This window comes from Mycolicibacillus trivialis (assembly GCF_002102395.1).
Lineage (GTDB): Bacteria > Actinomycetota > Actinomycetes > Mycobacteriales > Mycobacteriaceae > Mycobacterium > Mycobacterium triviale.
Genome location: NZ_LQPZ01000006.1, coordinates 14720 through 29908 on the forward strand (window position 1 = coordinate 14720; position 15189 = coordinate 29908).

Below are 15189 nucleotides of genomic sequence, written 5' to 3' on the forward strand. Positions count from 1 at the left end.
GCTTCCAGTATGGGTGGTCGGCGCGTCAGTGCAGCAACGACAGCACGATCCAGGTGGTCGCGGCCGCGGGCATCAGCCCGTCGAGCCGGTCCATCATCCCGCCGTGGCCGGGCAGCGAGCGCCCCATGTCCTTGATGCCCAGTTCCCGTTTGATCTGCGATTCCACCAGGTCACCGAGGGTGCCGGTGACGACCAGCAGCACGCCCAGGGCCAGCCCGACCCACCACTGCCGGCCCGGCAGCAGGAACGTCACCGCCAGCACCGCCCCGGTCACCCCGAACAGCAGCGACCCGGCGAAGCCCTCCCAGGATTTGTTGGGGCTGATCGCAGGCACCATCGGGTGCCTGCCGAACAGCACCCCGACGGCGTAGCCGCCCACGTCGGAGAGCACCACGGCGGCCAGCAGGCAGAACACCCGGGCAGCGCCGTGGTCCTGGAAGATCAGCAGCACACCGAAGCCCATGAACAGCGGCACCCAGGCGGCCAGGAAGACGGTGGCGGACATGTCGCGCAGGTAGTTGACCGGGGTGTGGGAGAACCCGTGGTTGATCAGCCGCCAGATCATCGCGACCACGACGGTGCCGCCGAAGGCGCCCAGCACCCCGGCCGCCCCGTAGGGCCAGGCCAGCCAGACCATCGCCTGGCCGCCGAGGAACAGCGGGATGAACGGCACGTCGAAATCGGCCTCGCGCAGCCGGCGCACCACCTCGTGGGTGGCGATCGGCGTGGCCACCGCCAGGATCAGCAGCCACAGCCACGGCGGCCCGAACAGCAGGGTGCCCACCAGCATTCCGGCCAGCAGTAGGCCCACCGTGATCGCGACCGGCAGGTTACGCCCGGCGCGCGACGTCGTCTTGGCGCCGGCCGCTACGTTGCGGGAGGTGTCGGTGTCTGCCACGGCACTGAGGGCTGCTGGTCGCTAGACCTCCAGCAGTTCGCTTTCCTTGTTCTTGACCAGCTCGTCGATCTGGCCGACGTACTGCTGGGTGGTCTTGTCCAGTTCCTTTTCCGCGCGACCGACCTCGTCCTCCCCGGCGTCGCCGTCCTTGCGGATGCGGTGCAGTTCCTCCATCGCCTTGCGCCGTACGCTGCGCAGCGCGACCTTGGCCTCCTCGCCCTTCTGCTTGGCCTGTTTGACCAGGTCGCGACGACGCTCCTCGGTCAACTGCGGCACCGCCACCCGGATCAGGGTGCCGTCGTTGGTCGGGTTGACGCCGAGGTCGGAGTTGCGGATGGCGTTCTCGATGGCGCCCAGCTGGGAGGCCTCGTAGGGCTTGATCACGACCATCCGGGCCTCGGGCACGTTGATGCTGCTCAGCTGGGTGATCGGGGTGGTCGCGCCGTAGTAGTCGATGACGATCCGGGAGAACATCCCGGGGTTGGCCCGGCCGGTTCGGATCGTCGCCAAATCGTCGCGGGCCACGGTGACGGCCTTCTCCATCTTCTCTTCGGCGTCGAAGAGTGCTTCATCGATCACGACGTCCTCCTAGCTGCTGACCAGTGTCCCGATCTTCTCACCCGCCACTGCGCGGGCGATATTGCCGTCGGTGAGCAGATTGAACACCAGGATCGGCATGCCGTTGTCCATACACAGGCTGAACGCGGTCGCGTCGGCCACCGCCAGGCCGCGGTCGATGACCTCGCGGTGGCTGATCGCGGTGAGCAGTTCGGCGTCCGGGTTGACCCGCGGGTCGTCGGTGAACACCCCGTCGACGGCCTTGGCCATCAGCACGATGTCGGCGCCGATCTCCAGGGCGCGCTGCGCGGCGGTGGTGTCGGTGGAGAAGTACGGCAGCCCCATGCCGGCGCCGAAGATCACCACCCGGCCCTTCTCCAGGTGCCGTTGCGCCCGCAGCGGGATGTAGGGCTCGGCCACCTGGCCCATCGTGATCGCCGTCTGGACCCGGGTGTCGATGCCTTCCTTCTCCAGGAAGTCCTGCAGGGCCAGGCTGTTCATGACCGTGCCGAGCATGCCCATGTAATCCGAGCGCATCCGCTCCATGCCGCGCTGCTGCAGCTGGGCGCCGCGGAAGAAGTTGCCGCCGCCGATCACCACGGCGACCTGCGCGCCGCCGCGGACCACTTCGGCGATCTCGCGGGCGACCTGAGCGACCACGTCCGGGTCGAGGCCGACCTGGCCGCCACCGAACATCTCACCGCCGAGTTTGAGCAGTACTCGACGGTATTTCGGCTGGAGTCCCCCGGGGGGCGGCTGGCCGTGGTCGGCGCGGTGCGGCTCGCCCATCGGGCCTCCTCGGCAGGTGCTGGCATGGAAGCGCCATCCGGGTCACGGCCCCGGACGGCCCCACCCATCCTGCCTCATCGCAGGCCGCGGCCCCTGCCCGGGTCGGCGTCGCTAGCCCATATGCGCCGAGAGCAGCCAGCCGCGCACCGACTTGCGCCCGCCGGGCTCGTCGCGCAGGTCCAGCACCGGGAACTGCTCGGGCATCTGGTCGGGGAAGTTGGCGTGGATGCGGGCGGGTCGGACCGAGTCGATGACCCAGTGGGCACCGACCACCTCACGCAGCTCCTCCTCGGTCACCGGGTTGGCCGGGCTGTCGGGCATGCCGGCCCGGTCGAAGACCAGTACGAAGTAGGACGCGCCGGGCTTGGCGGCGGCCACGATCGACCGCTGGTAGCCCTCGCGCAACTCCACGGGCATCGAGTGGAACAGCGTCGAGTCGATGATGGTGTCGAATCGGTTCTCCGAGCCGGCCGGCCAGGTGTCGAAGTCGGCGATGTCGGCGACCGCGAAGGTGGCGTTGGCCAGCCCGCGCCGGGCGGCCTCGGCCGTGGCCAGTTCGATGGCGGTCGGCGAGTTGTCCAACCCGACGGTGTCATGGCCGCGTTCGGCCAGCGCCAATGAGACGGCGGCCTCCCCGCACCCGGCGTCGAGCACGGTGCCGCGCACCTTGCCCTGCTCGATCAGCGCGGCGATCTCCGGCTGGGGCTCGCCGATGCTCCACGGTGGCCGGGCGCCGGCGCCGAACTCGGCTTCGCCGCGGTAGGCGGGGTCGAAGTCGAAGTCGAATTCCGGTGATTCAGTCATGAACCATCTATATCAACGTGGCTGATATATGTCAATATGATTGATATGAATGAGGCGAAGGACGCGCCGCTGGGCTACCTGCTGCACCGGGTCAGCAACGCGCTGCGTCCGGAGGCGACCGCGGCACTGCGTCCGCTGGAGTTGTCATTGACCGAATTCGTCTGCCTGCGAATACTTTCCGTCTACCCCGGCACGTCGAGCGCCGAACTGGCCCGGCACACCAACGTCACACCGCAGGCGATGAACACCGTGCTGCGCAAGCTGGAGGACGCCGGCGCCGTCGCTCGGCCGGCCACCGTGGCATCGGGCCGGGCGTTACCCGCAACATTGACCCGCCGCGGCGCAGCGCTGCTCAGCCGCGCGGAAGAGGCGGTGCGTCGCGCCGACGCGACGATCCTGTCCCGGCTCAAGCCCGGCGAGCAGCGCGAGTTCAAACGGCTCCTCGCGATGCTGGGCTCCGACGATCAGTCCTGAATCCGCGCCCAGGGCCGGGCCTCTTCGAGTTCGTAGGCCAACCCCAGCAGCGTGGCCTCGTCCCCACGCGCGGCGCTGAACAGCATGCCCAGCGGCAGTCCGGCCGCGGTGACCGTCAACGGCAACGAGATCGACGGATCGCCGGTGGCGTTCTGCAGCGGGGTGAACGCCACCCAGTCCATCAACCGGTCGATGATCTGCTGGTAGTCCGCGGTGGGATCGAAATGGCCTACCGGCGGGGTTTCGGCAGCCACCGTCGGGGTCAGCAGCACGTCGTAGTCGCGGAAGAACCGTGCGCTGCGGCGCCGGGAGGCCGCCAGCCGCGCCGCCGCCAGCGGCAGCCGGTGCAGCCGCCTGATCGCGTAGCGGTCCAGGCCCCGGGTGAGGTTGTCCAGCTTGGTGCGGTCGAAGGTCGGGCCGAACCGCTGCTTGCCGCTGCGCACCAGCGCGGTGGCCAACGCCGCCCAGTAGAGCAGGAAGTCGTCGGCGAACGAGGCCGGCACCGGCGGGTCCTCGAGGTACTCCACCCGGTGGCCGAGGTCGGCCAGCAGGGCCGCGGTGCCCAGGGTCAGTTCGCGCACCTCCGCGCTGGCCTCCCGCCCGATCGAGCGGGTGACCACCACGACCGTGAGCCGGCGGGCGGCCGGTCCGGTGACGTCGCCGATCGGCGCCATCCTGCGGTTGCGGTGCCGCCGTTCGGCCTCCCGGTAGAACGCCGCGGTGTCGCGCACGGTGCGGGTGACCACTCCGTTGTAGACGATGCGCACCGGCATCTGGGCGAAGTCGCGGTCAAGCGGAAGCCGCCCGCGCGAGGGTTTCAGGCCGACCAGGCCGTTGCACGACGCCGGGATGCGGATGGAGCCGCCGCCGTCGTTGGCGTGCGCGATCGGCACCACACCGGCGGCCACGAACGCCGCCGACCCCGACGAGGATGCCCCGGCGGTGTGGTCGGTGTCCCACGGGTTGCGCACCGCCCCCAGCCGGGGATGCTCGGCGGCGGCGCTGAACCCGAACTCGCTGAGCTGGGATTTGCCCAGCGGGTTCAGTCCGAGGGCGCGCAGCAGCGCGGTGGTCGCGCCGTCCGCGGCGGCCGGGCTTGGCCGCCAGGCGTCGGTGCCCTGCATGGTGGGCAGCCCTGCCGCGTCGACGTTGTCCTTGACCAGCGTCGGCACTCCGGCGAAGAAGCCGTCCCCGGCCGGTTCGCGGGCCCGCCGCCGAGCGGCCTCGAACCCCTCGTGGGCCAGGCCGTTGAGCACCGGGTCGACCGCCGCCAGCCGGGCGATGGCCGCCTCGACGGCCGCCGCGCGGGTGACGTCGCCGGATCTGATCGCCGCGGCCAGCCCGACCGCGTCGAGCTCACCGAGCGCGTCGTCGCCGAAAGCATGCACGTGTCGCATGCGTCGACGCTAGGCGACGCGCGCCCGGCCGTGCGGCGTTATCCGGCGGCTCTCAGGCCTGCCCGACCTCGAACCGCACGAACCGGGTCACGGTGACCCCGGCCTCGTCCAGCAGCGCCTTGACGGTCTTCTTGTTGTCGGCGACCGACGGCTGGTCGAGCAGCACGACGTCCTTGAAGAAGCCGCCCAGCCGACCCTCGACGATCTTGGGCAGCGCCTGCTCGGGCTTGCCCTCGGCGCGCGAGGTCTCCTCGGCGATGCGGCGCTCGTGGGCGACGATTTCGGCGGGGACGTCGTCGCGGGTCAGGTACTGCGCCTTGAGCGCGGCGACCTGTAGGGCGGCCGCCCGGGCGGCGTCCTTGTCCGAACCCTCGTACTCGACCAGCACCCCGACCGCCGGCGGCAGGTCGGAGGCCCGCTTGTGCAGGTAGGTCTCGACGGTCCCGTCGAAGTAGGCCACCCGGCGCAGCTCGAGTTTCTCGCCGATCTTGGCCGAGAGCGCCTCGACGGCCTCGGCCACCGTGCGGTCGCCGACCTTCGCGGCCTTGAGCTCCTCGACGTCGTTGGTCTTGGCGGCCGCCGCGGCAGCGACGACCTCCTCGGCCAGCGCCTTGAACTCGTCGTTCTTGGCGACGAAGTCGGTCTCGGAGTTCAGCTCGATCAGCGCGCCGTCCTTGGCGGCGACCAGGCCCTCGGCGGTGGCACGCTCGGCGCGCTTGCCGACGTCCTTGGCGCCCTTGATCCGCAGCGCCTCGACGGCCTTGTCGAAGTCACCGTCGGACTCAGCGAGCGCGTTCTTGCAGTCGAGCATCCCGGAGCCGGTCAGCTCCCGCAGGCGCTTGACGTCGGCGGCGGTGAAGTTCGCCATCTCAGCCTTCCGTGGTCGTAGTGGTGGTTTCGGCGGCGGCGGCAGCGGCGGCCGGCTCGGCGGCCGCGGGGGTGGCCGAGGCCAGCAACTCCTGCTCCCATTCGGCCAGCGGCTCGGCGGCCTCGGCGTCGGGCTTACCGTCGCCGGCGCCCTGGCCGGCCCGGGCCTGCAGGCCCTCGGCGACCGCGGAGGCGATCACCTTGGTCAGCAGCGCCGCGGAGCGGATCGCGTCGTCGTTGCCCGGGATCGGGTAGTCGACCTCGTCGGGGTCGCAGTTGGTGTCCAGGATCGCGATGACCGGGATGCCCAGCTTGCGGGCCTCACCGACGGCGATGTGCTCCTTGTTGGTGTCGACGACCCAGACCGCCGAGGGCACCTTGTTCATGTCGCGGATACCGCCGAGGCTGCGCTCGAGCTTGTTCTTCTCCCGGGTCAGGCCGAGGATCTCCTTTTTGGTGCGGCCCTCGAACCCGCCGGACTGCTCCATCGCCTCGAGCTCCTTGAGCCGCTGCAGCCGCTTGTGCACAGTTTGGAAGTTGGTGAGCATGCCGCCCAGCCAGCGCTGGTTGACGAACGGCATGCCGACCCGGGTCGCCTCCTCGGCGATGGATTCCTGGGCCTGCTTCTTGGTGCCGACGAACATGATCGAGCCGCCGTGAGCGACGGTCTCCTTGACGAATTCGTACGCCTTGTCGATGTAGGTCAGCGTCTGCTGCAGGTCGATGATGTAGATGCCGTTGCGGTCGGTGAAGATGTACCGCTTCATCTTGGGATTCCACCGGCGGGTCTGATGCCCGAAGTGGGTGCCGCTGTCCAGCAGCTGCTTCATGGTGACGACAGCCATTAGTCCATGGCTCCTTATTCGTGTCGGTTTTCCGCCCGGCTTCGGGTGAGGCCGGGCCCTGGTGCCCGCCGGTCCACCGAACCCTTGCTTGCAAGGGACCGCTCGGTGGCGCCGTTGTGGTGCGGGCACGCGAAGTCAGCCCGTTGATACGGACCGCGTTGGGCAGTTTACACCGTCCGAGCTGGTGGTTTGTCCACAGCCGGTGGCGCCGTCGACTGGCGGGACCGTCGGCGTCGCGCTGAACTGGCCCGATGCGCGCGATAGCGGTGATGTTGCTCACGGTGGCACTCGGGTTGGCCGGCGCCGCCCCGGCGCGCGGTGGGGGTCCCCGGCTGGACTGGCCGCTGCGGCCCCCACCTGTGGTGCTGCGGGTGTTCGACGCGCCGCGCCCGGACTGGCAGCGCGGGCATCGTGGCGTGGACCTGGCCGGTGAACCCGGCCAGCCGGTGTACGCCCCGGGTCCTGCGACGGTGGTCTTCGCCGCGATGCTCGCCGGGCGCCCGGTGATGACGCTGGCGCACGCCGGCGGGCTGCACACCAGCTACGAGCCGGTGCGCGCGACGGTGCAGGTGGGCCGGCGGGTGGCGTCGGGCGCGGTGATCGGTGAGCTGGTCGCCGGGCACCCGGGTTGCGGTGCACCGGCCTGCCTGCACTGGGGCGCGATGTGGGGCTCGGCCGCCCGGGCGGACTATGTGGATCCCCTCGGCCTGTTGGCGGCCACGCCGATCCGGTTGAAGCCGGTGCGGTGAGGGTCCGGGGTGCGCGTGGCGCGTGGCTCCCCAAGACCTGCGCTCCTCCCCCTCCCGCGCCCCTCGTCCACCCGCGTGGCTCCCCGCGTGGCTCCCCAAAACCCGCACTTCTCCCCACCCGCGCTCCTCGTCCACCCGCGTGGCTCCCCAAAACCCGCGAGATGGAAGCCATGCAGAGAAAGTTCGAGAAGCCGCCTGCATCACTTCAATCTCGCGGCGAGAGCGTGGGTTTCGCGGCGAGGGCGGGGGTTTCGCGGCGAGAGTGGGGGTTTCGCGGCGAGAGCGGGGGTTTAGTCGGCGGGTTGGCGGGTTGGCGGGCTCAGAACACCTCGGTGTGACCGTCGCGGATGACGAAACCGTGCTGCTCGGTGCCGTTGCTCATCACACAGGCCAACTGCGTGGTCGCGTCGCGCGCGCAGTTCGCCTGATCGAAGGCATAGTCCACGGCGGGGGGCAGCATCCGCAGCGGGTGTCCCTCGAACTCCACCGGTCCGGGGCCCGGCTCCACCTGCGCCGCAACCATTGTGGTCGGTTCGAGTACGTTTCCGGAGCGGCGGACGTGCACGGTGTTGGCGCCATCTGAGGCGCCGGGGAGCGGCACCGTGCTGAAGCAGTCCACCGATGACATGCCTCGATGCGACGACGAGGTGCAGAACACCCCCTCGGGGGTGGTGAAGCCGCGCACCGAATAGGCGACGCCGTCGCGGACGACGTAATCCTTGGCGTCGGCTTTGGGGAACGCACTGAAATCCGGTAGCGCCGGATCGGCGGTCGCGGCGGGTGCGGTGAGGACGGCGGCCGCGACGCCGAGCGCGGCGGCGATGATGGGTGCTGTGCGTAAACCGGCCATGTTCCGAGTATCCGCCCGCCCGAGCATGGCCTCCCACGGTTTTTGCCGCGCGGGAACCGGATGGTTGTCAGAGTCGACCCAGAAACCCCAGCATCGCGGCGATCACCACGTCGGGGGCGTCGCGCTGCACCCAGTGACCGGCCTCCTCGACCACGGTCAGTGTCGCCTGCGGGATCAGCCCGGCCGCCTTCCGGACCCGCGCGAGCGGCACACCGGTGTCTTTGGCGCCGTGGATGATCAGCGCGGGACGGGGAAAGGACGCCAGCTGCGGGGTGTAGTCGGTGCGCAGCCCGTTCCACCGGATCTCGTCGTGCTGCCACTGTTCGAAGGCGGTGAAGCCGCCCGGCTTGCGCGCCGCGGCGGTGATCGCGTCGACCAGTTCGGGGGTGCGTCGCGCCGGGTCGCGGATCAGGGACTTGATGCTCCAGTTCAGAGCGGCTCTGTTGCCCGCCATCCACCGGGTCAGCGCGTCCAGTGCGCCGGTGCGCTGCAACGTCCAGGTCAGCAGCTGTCGGCCGCCGGCCAGCCGCGGCATCAGCCCGTAGCTGCCCAGTGCGATCGCGCCGGCCACGTTGCCGGGCCGGGCCAGCACATGGCCGAGTGTCAAGCCCCCGCCCAGCGACAGCCCGCCGATCGTGTATCGGCGCAGGCCGACGGCGTCGACGAACTGCCCGACGTAGTCGACCAGGCGCTGCTGGGTCACCGGCCAGTCCGGCAGCGGGCTTTCGCCGTGGCCGGGGTGGTCGGGGGCGAGCACCCGGTAGCCCGCAGCGGCGAGCGCGGCGCCCACCTCCGACCAGGACAGCGCGGCGCTGTCCACCCCGCCGCCGTGCAGCAACACCACGGTGGCGGCCTCGGCTGCGCCCGGAGTGAAGTCCAGATAGGAGATCCGGCACCCGTCGAGTTCGACGGTGCGGCGGTGTGCCGGTGCGGGGTCGGTCATGCCCGCGGGTGGGCCTGGTCGTGCACTTTGCGTAGCCGGGCCACGCTGACGTGGGTGTAGAGCTGGGTGGTGGCCAGGCTGGAGTGGCCGAGCAACTCCTGCACGACCCGCAGGTCGGCCCCGCCCTCGAGCAGATGGGTGGCCGCGCTGTGCCGCAGGCCGTGCGGGCCGATGTCGGGTGCGCCGTCGACGGCGGTCATGGTCTGGTGCACGACGGTGCGGGCCTGCCTCGGGTCCAGCCGGCGCCCCCGCGCGCCCAGCAGCAGCGCCGGCCCCGATTCGGTGCCGGCCAGCACGGGCCGGCCCTCGGTCAGCCAGCGCCGCATGGCCTTCGCCGCGGGCTCACCGAACGGGGCGCTGCGCTGCTTGCCGCCCTTGCCCAGTACGCGCAGCACACGTCGGTCGATGTCGATGTCGTCGACGTCGAGGCCGCACAGTTCGCTGACTCGGATCCCGGTGGCGTAGAGCAGCTCGACGATCAGCCGGTCCCGTAATGCCAGCGGGTCACCTTGCTGCGCACCGGATTCGGCTGCCGACATCGCGTCGATCGCCTGGTCCTGCCGCAGCACTGCGGGCAGGGTGCGACGCGCGCGAGGCGCTTGCAGCCGGGCGGCCGGATCGTCGGCCAGCAGCCCGCGTTGGGTGGCCCAGGCGGTGAAGGTCTTGACCGCCGATGCGCGGCGGGCCAGCGTGGTGCGCGCCGCCCCGGCACCGGCCTGCCGGGCCAGCCAGGATCGCAGCACCGGCAAATCCAGGCCGTCGAGCCCGGGCGCGCCGCCGTGCTCGCGCAGGTAGGCCAGCAGTGAGCGCACGTCCCCCAGGTAGGCGCGGCGGGTGTGCGCCGAGCGGCCGCGCTGCAACGCCAGGTATTCGTCGAACTCCTCGAGGATGGGCTCCACGCGTCCACGGTGACAGGCCGGTGAACCGGCTGTCACCCGACGCGCCGCAGCGCCTCGGGAGTGAGATCGCTTAGTGACCGATAGCCGTCGACGGCCATGATGAGGTCGGCTTCGGCGAGCAGTGCGCGCAACACGTGCACCGCGCCGTCGGTGCCGCCGAGCGCCAACCCGTAGGCATAGGGCCGGCCGATGCCGACCGCGGTGGCGCCCAGCGCGAGCGCCTTGACGATGTCGGCGCCGGTGCGGATCCCGGAGTCGAACAGCACCGGCATCCCGTCGGCGGCAGCCACCACGTCGGGCAGGCAGTCGATCGCCGGCAGTCCGCCGTTGGCCTGCCTGCCCCCGTGGTTGGAGCAGTAGATGCCGTCCACCCCGCCGTCCTTGGCTCGCCGGACGTCGTCGGGGTGGCAGATGCCCTTGACGATCAGCGGCAGGTCGGTGAGCGAACGCAACCAGGGCAGGTCGTCCCAGGTCAGTGGGTTGCCGAAGGTCTGTACCCAGGCCAGCACCGTGGCCTGGGGGTTCTCCTCCGGCGGTGCGGGCAGAGCGGCCCGGAACACCGGGTCGCTGGTGTAGTTGGCCAGGCAGTGTCCGCGCAGCTGCGGGAAGTTCGCGGTGGCGAGGTCGCGCGGACGCCAGCCCGGCACCCAGGTGTCCAGGGTGACGATGATGGCGCGGTAGCCGGCGGCCTCGGCGCGGGAGACCAGGCTGGCGGCCAGGTCGCGGTCCTTGGGCGTGTAGAGCTGAAAGAAACCGGGGGTGTCGCCGAACTCGGCGGCGACGTCCTCGAGCGGGTCGGCGGTGAGGGTCGAAACCGCCAGCGGGACACCGGTGGCGGCGGCGGCGCGGGCGGCCGCCAGGTCTCCGTGACCGTCCTGGGTGCAGATGCCTGCCACCCCGATCGGCGCCATGAACACCGGCGACGGCAGCGTCATCGAGAACAGTCGCACCGACAGGTCACGTTCGGTGGCTCCGACGAACATCCGCGGCATCAGACCCCAGCGCTCGAACGCGGTGACGTTGGCCCGTTGGGTGCGTTCGTCGCCGGCGCCGCCGGCGACATACGACCACACCGACGGCGACATCGCGGCGTGAGCGCGCGCCTCCAGTTCGCTGTGGGTCATCGGCAGCGTCGGGGTGACCCCGGACAGGCCCTGCAGGTAGATCTCGAACTGATAGTCGCCGAATGCCATGGCCGTCAGCTTGCCAGGCCCGGATCAGGACCGGGTGGCCTCGGCCGCGGCGAGTTCCTTCTTCCACACCCGAAAGGTCTCCTCGGTGCGGCCGCGTCGCCAGTAACCGGAGATCGACGCCCAGGCCGGGGCCACCCCGCGCTCCTTGCGGATGTAGGGCCGCAGGTTGTGCATGACGGCCTGGGCCTCGCCGTGGATGAACACGTGGACCTGGCCGGGCAGCCACGGAGCGGAGCGGACCGCCTCGATCAACGGGGCGTGGTCGCCGGCCCGGTCGTCGTCGACCAGGTCGGCGCGGCCGCCGCGGTGGATCCACTGCAGGCTCATCCCGGCGGGAACCGGCAGGTCGATCTCGTCGTCGGGGCCGGCGACCTCGACGAAGACCTGGCCGACCGCGTCGGCCGGAAGCGACTCCAGGGCGACCGAGATGGCGGGCAGGGCGCTCTCGTCGCCAGCCAGCAGATGCCAGTCCGCGGCCGGGTTCGGGGCGTACGCACCGCTGGGACCCATCAGGTAGGCCGGCTGGCCGGGCCGGGCCGCCGCGGCCCAGCGCCCGGCGCTGCCCTGATCGCCGTGCACCACGACGTCGATGCTGATCTGACCGGCGGTCGGGTCGGCGTGGCGCACGGTGAGGGTCCGCACGACCGGCTGCTGGTGGGCGGGCAGTTCGTCGAAGCTGTCCCGGGTCAGCGGCTGCGGCAGGGCCGCGACGTCGACGTCGTCGTCGACGAAGATGACCTTCACGTAGGAGTCGGTGTAATCGTTGGGGCGGAAGGTATCGAACCCGTTGCCGCCCAACACGACCCGAACCATGTGTTCGGTCAGGCGTTCCGTGGCGACCACCTCGAACGTGTGCACCGGTCGACCCGCCACCGGCCCTCCTTCACTGTCGTGGACTGCTTCACCGACTATACGGACGCACGATCCCCCAGCGGTCCTCGCGGCGTTCGGCCAGCCCACAGATCTCCAGCATGGCCAGCGGCCCCAGGACCCGTTCGACGGGCAGGCCGGCACCGACCGCGATCTGATCGACGGTGTGGAGCCCGCGACCCGGCAGGGCTTCGTAGACCCGCCGTTCGGTGTCATCGAGGCCGTCCAGTGGGGTGAGCGGGTGCGGCTGCTCGCTCGCCAGCTCACCGATCCGGCCGGCCAGCTCGACGATCTCCTCGGCGCGGGTGACCAGCTCGGCACCGTCGCGCAGCAGCGCGTGGCAGCCCGCCGAGGCGGCGGAGGTGACCGGCCCGGGGACCGCGGCCACGATCCGGCCCAGGGCGCGGGCCCAGGCGGCGGTGTTGGCGGCGCCGCTACGCAGCCCCGCCTCCACCACCACGGTGGCTCCCGCGCAGGCCGCCACCAGCCGGTTTCGGGTCAAGAACCGGTGCCGGTAGGGGCGGGTACCCGGCGGGTACTCGGTCACCAGCAGCCCGGACCGGGCGATCCGGTGCAGCAGGGCGGTGTGCCCGGCCGGGTAGGTGACGTCGATGCCGCAGGCCAGCACCGCCACCGTGGTGCCCTCGGCGGCGAGCGTGGCGCGGTGGGCGGCTCCGTCGATGCCGTACGCCGCCCCGGAGATCACCGCGACGTCGGTCTCGGCGAGGCCGACGGCGAGATCGGCGGCCACGTGCTCGCCGTAGCCGGTGGCGGCGCGGGTGCCGACGATCGCTGCGCAGCGCCCACTGACCTCGTCGATGCGGGCCGGGCCCTGCAGCCACAGCACCAGCGGTGCCCGGCAGTCCGGCCTGCCGGTGGCGCCGTCGAACGCGCTGAACGCGAGGGCGGGCCACTCCTCGTCGTCGGGAGTGAGCAGCCTGCCGCCGCGACGGTCCAGCAGTTCCAGATCGGCGGCCGCGCAGTCGATGTCGCGACGGGCGGCGGTGTTCTGGGCCAGTTCGTCGCCGACCGCGCCGCGGCGGATGCGTTCGGCGGCTTCGACCGGGCCGACCTCGGTGACCAGCGCAGCCAACCGCACGTCGGGCGGTTCGGCGACGCGGGACAGATAGGCCCAGGCCCGCAACGTCGCGGAGTCGCCGGTCATCGGGCGGCCTCGCCCTGCCGGAATCCGAGTGCGGTGGCGACCTCATCGCGACCGGGGGTGGTGCGTCCGGCCAGGTCGGCGAGCGTCCAGGCGACCCGCAGAGTGCGGTCGACGCCGCGGATGGACAGCAGTCCGCGATCGGCCGCGGTACGCAGCGGCGCCATCGCCGCGGTCGCCAGCCGGTACTCGCGGCGCAGCAACACGCCGCTGACCTCCGCGTTCGTGGTCACGCCGTGGCGTCTCCACCGCTCGGCGGCGACCGCGCGGGCGGCGGCCACCCGGGACCGCACCGCGGCACTGGACTCCCCCGCCGCGGCGTGGAACGCCCCGGCGCGCACCGGGTGCAGCGCCACCCGCAGGTCGACCCGGTCCAGCAGCGGACCGGACAGCCGACCCAGGTAGCGGCGTTTCTCCACCGGCCGGCAGGAGCAGTCGCGTGGGTCGGCCGGCGCGCACGGACACGGGTTGGCCGCCAGCACGAGTTGGAAGCGTGCCGGATAGTGCACCACCCCGTTGCGGCGGGCCAGCCGGATCTCACCGTCCTCGAGCGGGGTGCGCAGCGCCTCGAGCGAATGGATGCCGATCTCGGCGCACTCATCGAGAAACAGCACGCCGCGGTGCGCGCGACTGACCGCGCCGGGCCGCGCCAGGCCCGATCCGCCGCCGATCAGCGCGGCGACGCTGGAGCTGTGGTGTGGGGCGACGAACGGTGGTCGGGTGATCAGCGGCGTGGTCTCCGAGAGCAGGCCGGCCACCGAATGGATGGCGGTGACCTCTAGGGACTCGGCCTCGCTCAGTGGTGGCAACAGCCCGGGAAGACGTTGTGCAAGCATCGTTTTCCCGACGCCGGGCGGCCCGGTCAGCATGAGGTGGTGGGCGCCGGCGGCGGCGACCTCCACGGCGAACCTGGCTTGGGACTGCCCGACGACGTCGGCGAGTTCCGAACCGGGCTCCTCGGCGCCGGCCGTCGCGGCGATCCGCTCGGCCAGCGGCGCCTTTCCGGCCAGCCAGGCCTGCAGGTGGCTCAGCGAGGCCACGCCGCCGACCTCGATCCCGTCGACCAGGCTGGCCTCCGCCAGGTTGCCCGCGGGCACCACCACCGTTGGCCATCCCTCGGCCTTGGCGGCCAGCACGGCAGGCAGCACACCGCGCACCGGGCGCACCCGCCCGTCGAGGGCCAGCTCGCCGAGCAGCACGGTCTTCTCCTGGCGCGCCGGTGTGGTGTCCTGTGCGGCCAGCACCGCCGCCGCGAGCGCCAAGTCGTAGACCGAGCCCATCTTCGGCAGCGTCGCCGGCGACAGCGCCAGGGTCAGCCGGGACTGCGGCCAACTGTTGCCGCAGTTGGTGATCGCCGCGCGGACCCGGTCGCGGGATTCCTGCAGCGCGGTGTCGGGCAGCCCGACCAGGTGCACTCCCGGCAACCCCGAGGTGATGTCGGCCTCGATCTCGACGATCGCCCCGGTGAGCCCCCGCACCGCGATCGAGTAGGCCCGCCCCAGCGCCATCAGCCGACTCCGCGCAGATGGAACAGCTGCGGTTCCGGGGCCCGGCCCACGCGCACCCCGATCACGTCGATGCGCACCCGTGCGATGTAGCGGTCCTGTTCTGCCAGCCAGAGCCCGGCAAGGCGGCGCAGCCGGTGCACTTTCGCCGGCGGCACCGAGTAGGCCAGCCCACCGAAACCGTCCCCGGTCCGGGTCTTGACCTCGACGAACACCACCGCCTCGTCGTCCGGATCCTCGGCGATCACATCGAGCTCACCGCGGCGGCACCGCCAGTTCCGCTCCCGGATCCGCCAGCCCAGACCGGCCAGGTGGTCCACCGCGCATTGTTCGCCGAGCGCACCGAGCTCGGCTCGAGTCAACATCGTCATGGCCGCAGAGTGCGC

Annotated in this window: 17 protein-coding genes; 2 read left to right on the plus strand and 15 right to left on the minus strand. The window is 71.5% G+C overall.

What is annotated here, in order from left to right:
- Nucleotides 1-25 precede the first annotated feature (25 nt).
- The 4 genes from AWC30_RS00540 to AWC30_RS00555 form a co-directional block, all read right to left on the minus strand.
- Entirely contained in the window at nt 26-898 is an 873-nt protein-coding gene (locus AWC30_RS00540; protein WP_085107361.1) for a phosphatidate cytidylyltransferase, read from the minus strand.
- Nucleotides 899-919: 21 nt separating this feature from the next.
- Nucleotides 920-1477 (minus strand): ribosome recycling factor, encoded by a 558-nt coding sequence (gene frr / locus AWC30_RS00545; RefSeq protein WP_085107364.1) that lies wholly within the window; start codon nt 1475-1477, stop codon nt 920-922.
- Between the two features lie 9 nt (nt 1478-1486).
- A complete protein-coding gene (pyrH, locus tag AWC30_RS00550) occupies nt 1487-2245 on the minus strand; it encodes a UMP kinase (protein ID WP_085107367.1) in 759 nt (252 codons plus the stop codon).
- A gap of 111 nt (nt 2246-2356) precedes the next feature.
- Nucleotides 2357-3049, minus strand: a complete 693-nt coding sequence (locus tag AWC30_RS00555) for a class I SAM-dependent methyltransferase (protein ID WP_085107370.1) — start codon at nt 3047-3049, stop codon at nt 2357-2359.
- 45 nt (nt 3050-3094) lie between these two features.
- On the opposite strand from AWC30_RS00555, the gene AWC30_RS00560 reads away from it, so the two are divergent.
- Nucleotides 3095-3523, plus strand: coding sequence for a MarR family winged helix-turn-helix transcriptional regulator (locus AWC30_RS00560; RefSeq protein WP_085107372.1), 429 nt, complete (start codon nt 3095-3097; stop codon nt 3521-3523).
- Here AWC30_RS00560 and AWC30_RS00565 read toward each other — a convergent pair.
- Genes AWC30_RS00565 through rpsB form a run of 3 tightly spaced genes read right to left on the minus strand, consistent with a single transcriptional unit; the run spans nt 3514 to nt 6632 of the window.
- Nucleotides 3514-4920 carry an amidase gene (locus AWC30_RS00565; protein WP_085107375.1) on the minus strand — a complete coding sequence of 469 codons (1407 nt, stop codon included), beginning with the start codon at nt 4918-4920 and terminating at the stop codon, nt 3514-3516. The genes AWC30_RS00560 and AWC30_RS00565 overlap by 10 nt on opposite strands.
- A gap of 52 nt (nt 4921-4972) precedes the next feature.
- Nucleotides 4973-5788: a translation elongation factor Ts gene (tsf, locus tag AWC30_RS00570; protein ID WP_085107378.1), complete on the minus strand. Its 816-nt coding sequence runs from the start codon at nt 5786-5788 to the stop codon at nt 4973-4975.
- Between the two features lies 1 nt (nt 5789).
- Complete coding sequence (gene rpsB / locus AWC30_RS00575) at nt 5790-6632, minus strand: 30S ribosomal protein S2 (protein ID WP_085107380.1); 843 nt, start codon at nt 6630-6632, stop codon at nt 5790-5792.
- 251 nt (nt 6633-6883) lie between these two features.
- Between rpsB and AWC30_RS00580 the strand changes: the two genes are divergently transcribed.
- Complete coding sequence (locus AWC30_RS00580; RefSeq protein WP_109561868.1) at nt 6884-7381, plus strand: peptidoglycan DD-metalloendopeptidase family protein; 498 nt, start codon at nt 6884-6886, stop codon at nt 7379-7381.
- 319 nt (nt 7382-7700) lie between these two features.
- Here AWC30_RS00580 and AWC30_RS00585 read toward each other — a convergent pair whose 3' ends face one another.
- The 8 genes from AWC30_RS00585 to AWC30_RS00620 form a co-directional block, all read right to left on the minus strand.
- Nucleotides 7701-8231 carry a hypothetical protein gene (locus AWC30_RS00585; RefSeq protein ID WP_085107382.1) on the minus strand — a complete coding sequence of 177 codons (531 nt, stop codon included), beginning with the start codon at nt 8229-8231 and terminating at the stop codon, nt 7701-7703.
- A 67-nt stretch (nt 8232-8298) separates the two neighbouring features.
- Nucleotides 8299-9174 (minus strand): alpha/beta fold hydrolase, encoded by an 876-nt coding sequence (locus AWC30_RS00590; RefSeq protein ID WP_085107385.1) that lies wholly within the window; start codon nt 9172-9174, stop codon nt 8299-8301.
- Nucleotides 9171-10073, minus strand: coding sequence for a tyrosine recombinase XerC (locus tag AWC30_RS00595; RefSeq protein WP_085107387.1), 903 nt, complete (start codon nt 10071-10073; stop codon nt 9171-9173). The genes AWC30_RS00590 and AWC30_RS00595 overlap by 4 nt, the downstream gene beginning before the upstream one ends.
- A gap of 32 nt (nt 10074-10105) precedes the next feature.
- Nucleotides 10106-11266: an alpha-hydroxy-acid oxidizing protein gene (locus tag AWC30_RS00600; RefSeq protein WP_085107390.1), complete on the minus strand. Its 1161-nt coding sequence runs from the start codon at nt 11264-11266 to the stop codon at nt 10106-10108.
- Between the two features lie 24 nt (nt 11267-11290).
- Nucleotides 11291-12139, minus strand: a complete 849-nt coding sequence (locus AWC30_RS00605) for a siderophore-interacting protein (RefSeq protein WP_085107393.1) — start codon at nt 12137-12139, stop codon at nt 11291-11293.
- Between the two features lie 28 nt (nt 12140-12167).
- Nucleotides 12168-13301 carry a DNA-processing protein DprA gene (gene dprA, locus AWC30_RS00610; protein ID WP_085107396.1) on the minus strand — a complete coding sequence of 378 codons (1134 nt, stop codon included), beginning with the start codon at nt 13299-13301 and terminating at the stop codon, nt 12168-12170.
- Nucleotides 13298-14806: a YifB family Mg chelatase-like AAA ATPase gene (locus AWC30_RS00615; protein WP_085107400.1), complete on the minus strand. Its 1509-nt coding sequence runs from the start codon at nt 14804-14806 to the stop codon at nt 13298-13300. Before AWC30_RS00615 ends, dprA begins: the two co-directional genes overlap by 4 nt.
- Nucleotides 14806-15174 carry a YraN family protein gene (locus tag AWC30_RS00620; protein ID WP_085107403.1) on the minus strand — a complete coding sequence of 123 codons (369 nt, stop codon included), beginning with the start codon at nt 15172-15174 and terminating at the stop codon, nt 14806-14808. The genes AWC30_RS00615 and AWC30_RS00620 overlap by 1 nt, the downstream gene beginning before the upstream one ends.
- Between the last annotated feature and the right edge of the window lie 15 nt (nt 15175-15189).

Bases quoted from the DNA above. Each gene is read 5' to 3' on its own strand.
- pyrH (WP_085107367.1), bottom strand. From the start codon at position 2,245: ATGGGCGAGCCGCACCGCGCCGACCACGGCCAGCCGCCCCCCGGGGGA.
- AWC30_RS00555 (WP_085107370.1), bottom strand. From the start codon at position 3,049: ATGACTGAATCACCGGAATTCGACTTCGACTTCGACCCCGCCTACCGC.
- AWC30_RS00560 (WP_085107372.1), top strand. From the start codon at position 3,095: ATGAATGAGGCGAAGGACGCGCCGCTGGGCTACCTGCTGCACCGGGTC.
- AWC30_RS00565 (WP_085107375.1), bottom strand. From the start codon at position 4,920: ATGCGACACGTGCATGCTTTCGGCGACGACGCGCTCGGTGAGCTCGAC.
- tsf (WP_085107378.1), bottom strand. From the start codon at position 5,788: ATGGCGAACTTCACCGCCGCCGACGTCAAGCGCCTGCGGGAGCTGACC.
- rpsB (WP_085107380.1), bottom strand. From the start codon at position 6,632: ATGGCTGTCGTCACCATGAAGCAGCTGCTGGACAGCGGCACCCACTTC.
- AWC30_RS00580 (WP_109561868.1), top strand. From the start codon at position 6,884: ATGCGCGCGATAGCGGTGATGTTGCTCACGGTGGCACTCGGGTTGGCC.
- AWC30_RS00585 (WP_085107382.1), bottom strand. From the start codon at position 8,231: ATGGCCGGTTTACGCACAGCACCCATCATCGCCGCCGCGCTCGGCGTC.
- AWC30_RS00590 (WP_085107385.1), bottom strand. From the start codon at position 9,174: ATGACCGACCCCGCACCGGCACACCGCCGCACCGTCGAACTCGACGGG.
- AWC30_RS00600 (WP_085107390.1), bottom strand. From the start codon at position 11,266: ATGGCATTCGGCGACTATCAGTTCGAGATCTACCTGCAGGGCCTGTCC.
- dprA (WP_085107396.1), bottom strand. From the start codon at position 13,301: ATGACCGGCGACTCCGCGACGTTGCGGGCCTGGGCCTATCTGTCCCGC.
- AWC30_RS00615 (WP_085107400.1), bottom strand. From the start codon at position 14,806: ATGGCGCTGGGGCGGGCCTACTCGATCGCGGTGCGGGGGCTCACCGGG.
- AWC30_RS00620 (WP_085107403.1), bottom strand. From the start codon at position 15,174: ATGACGATGTTGACTCGAGCCGAGCTCGGTGCGCTCGGCGAACAATGC.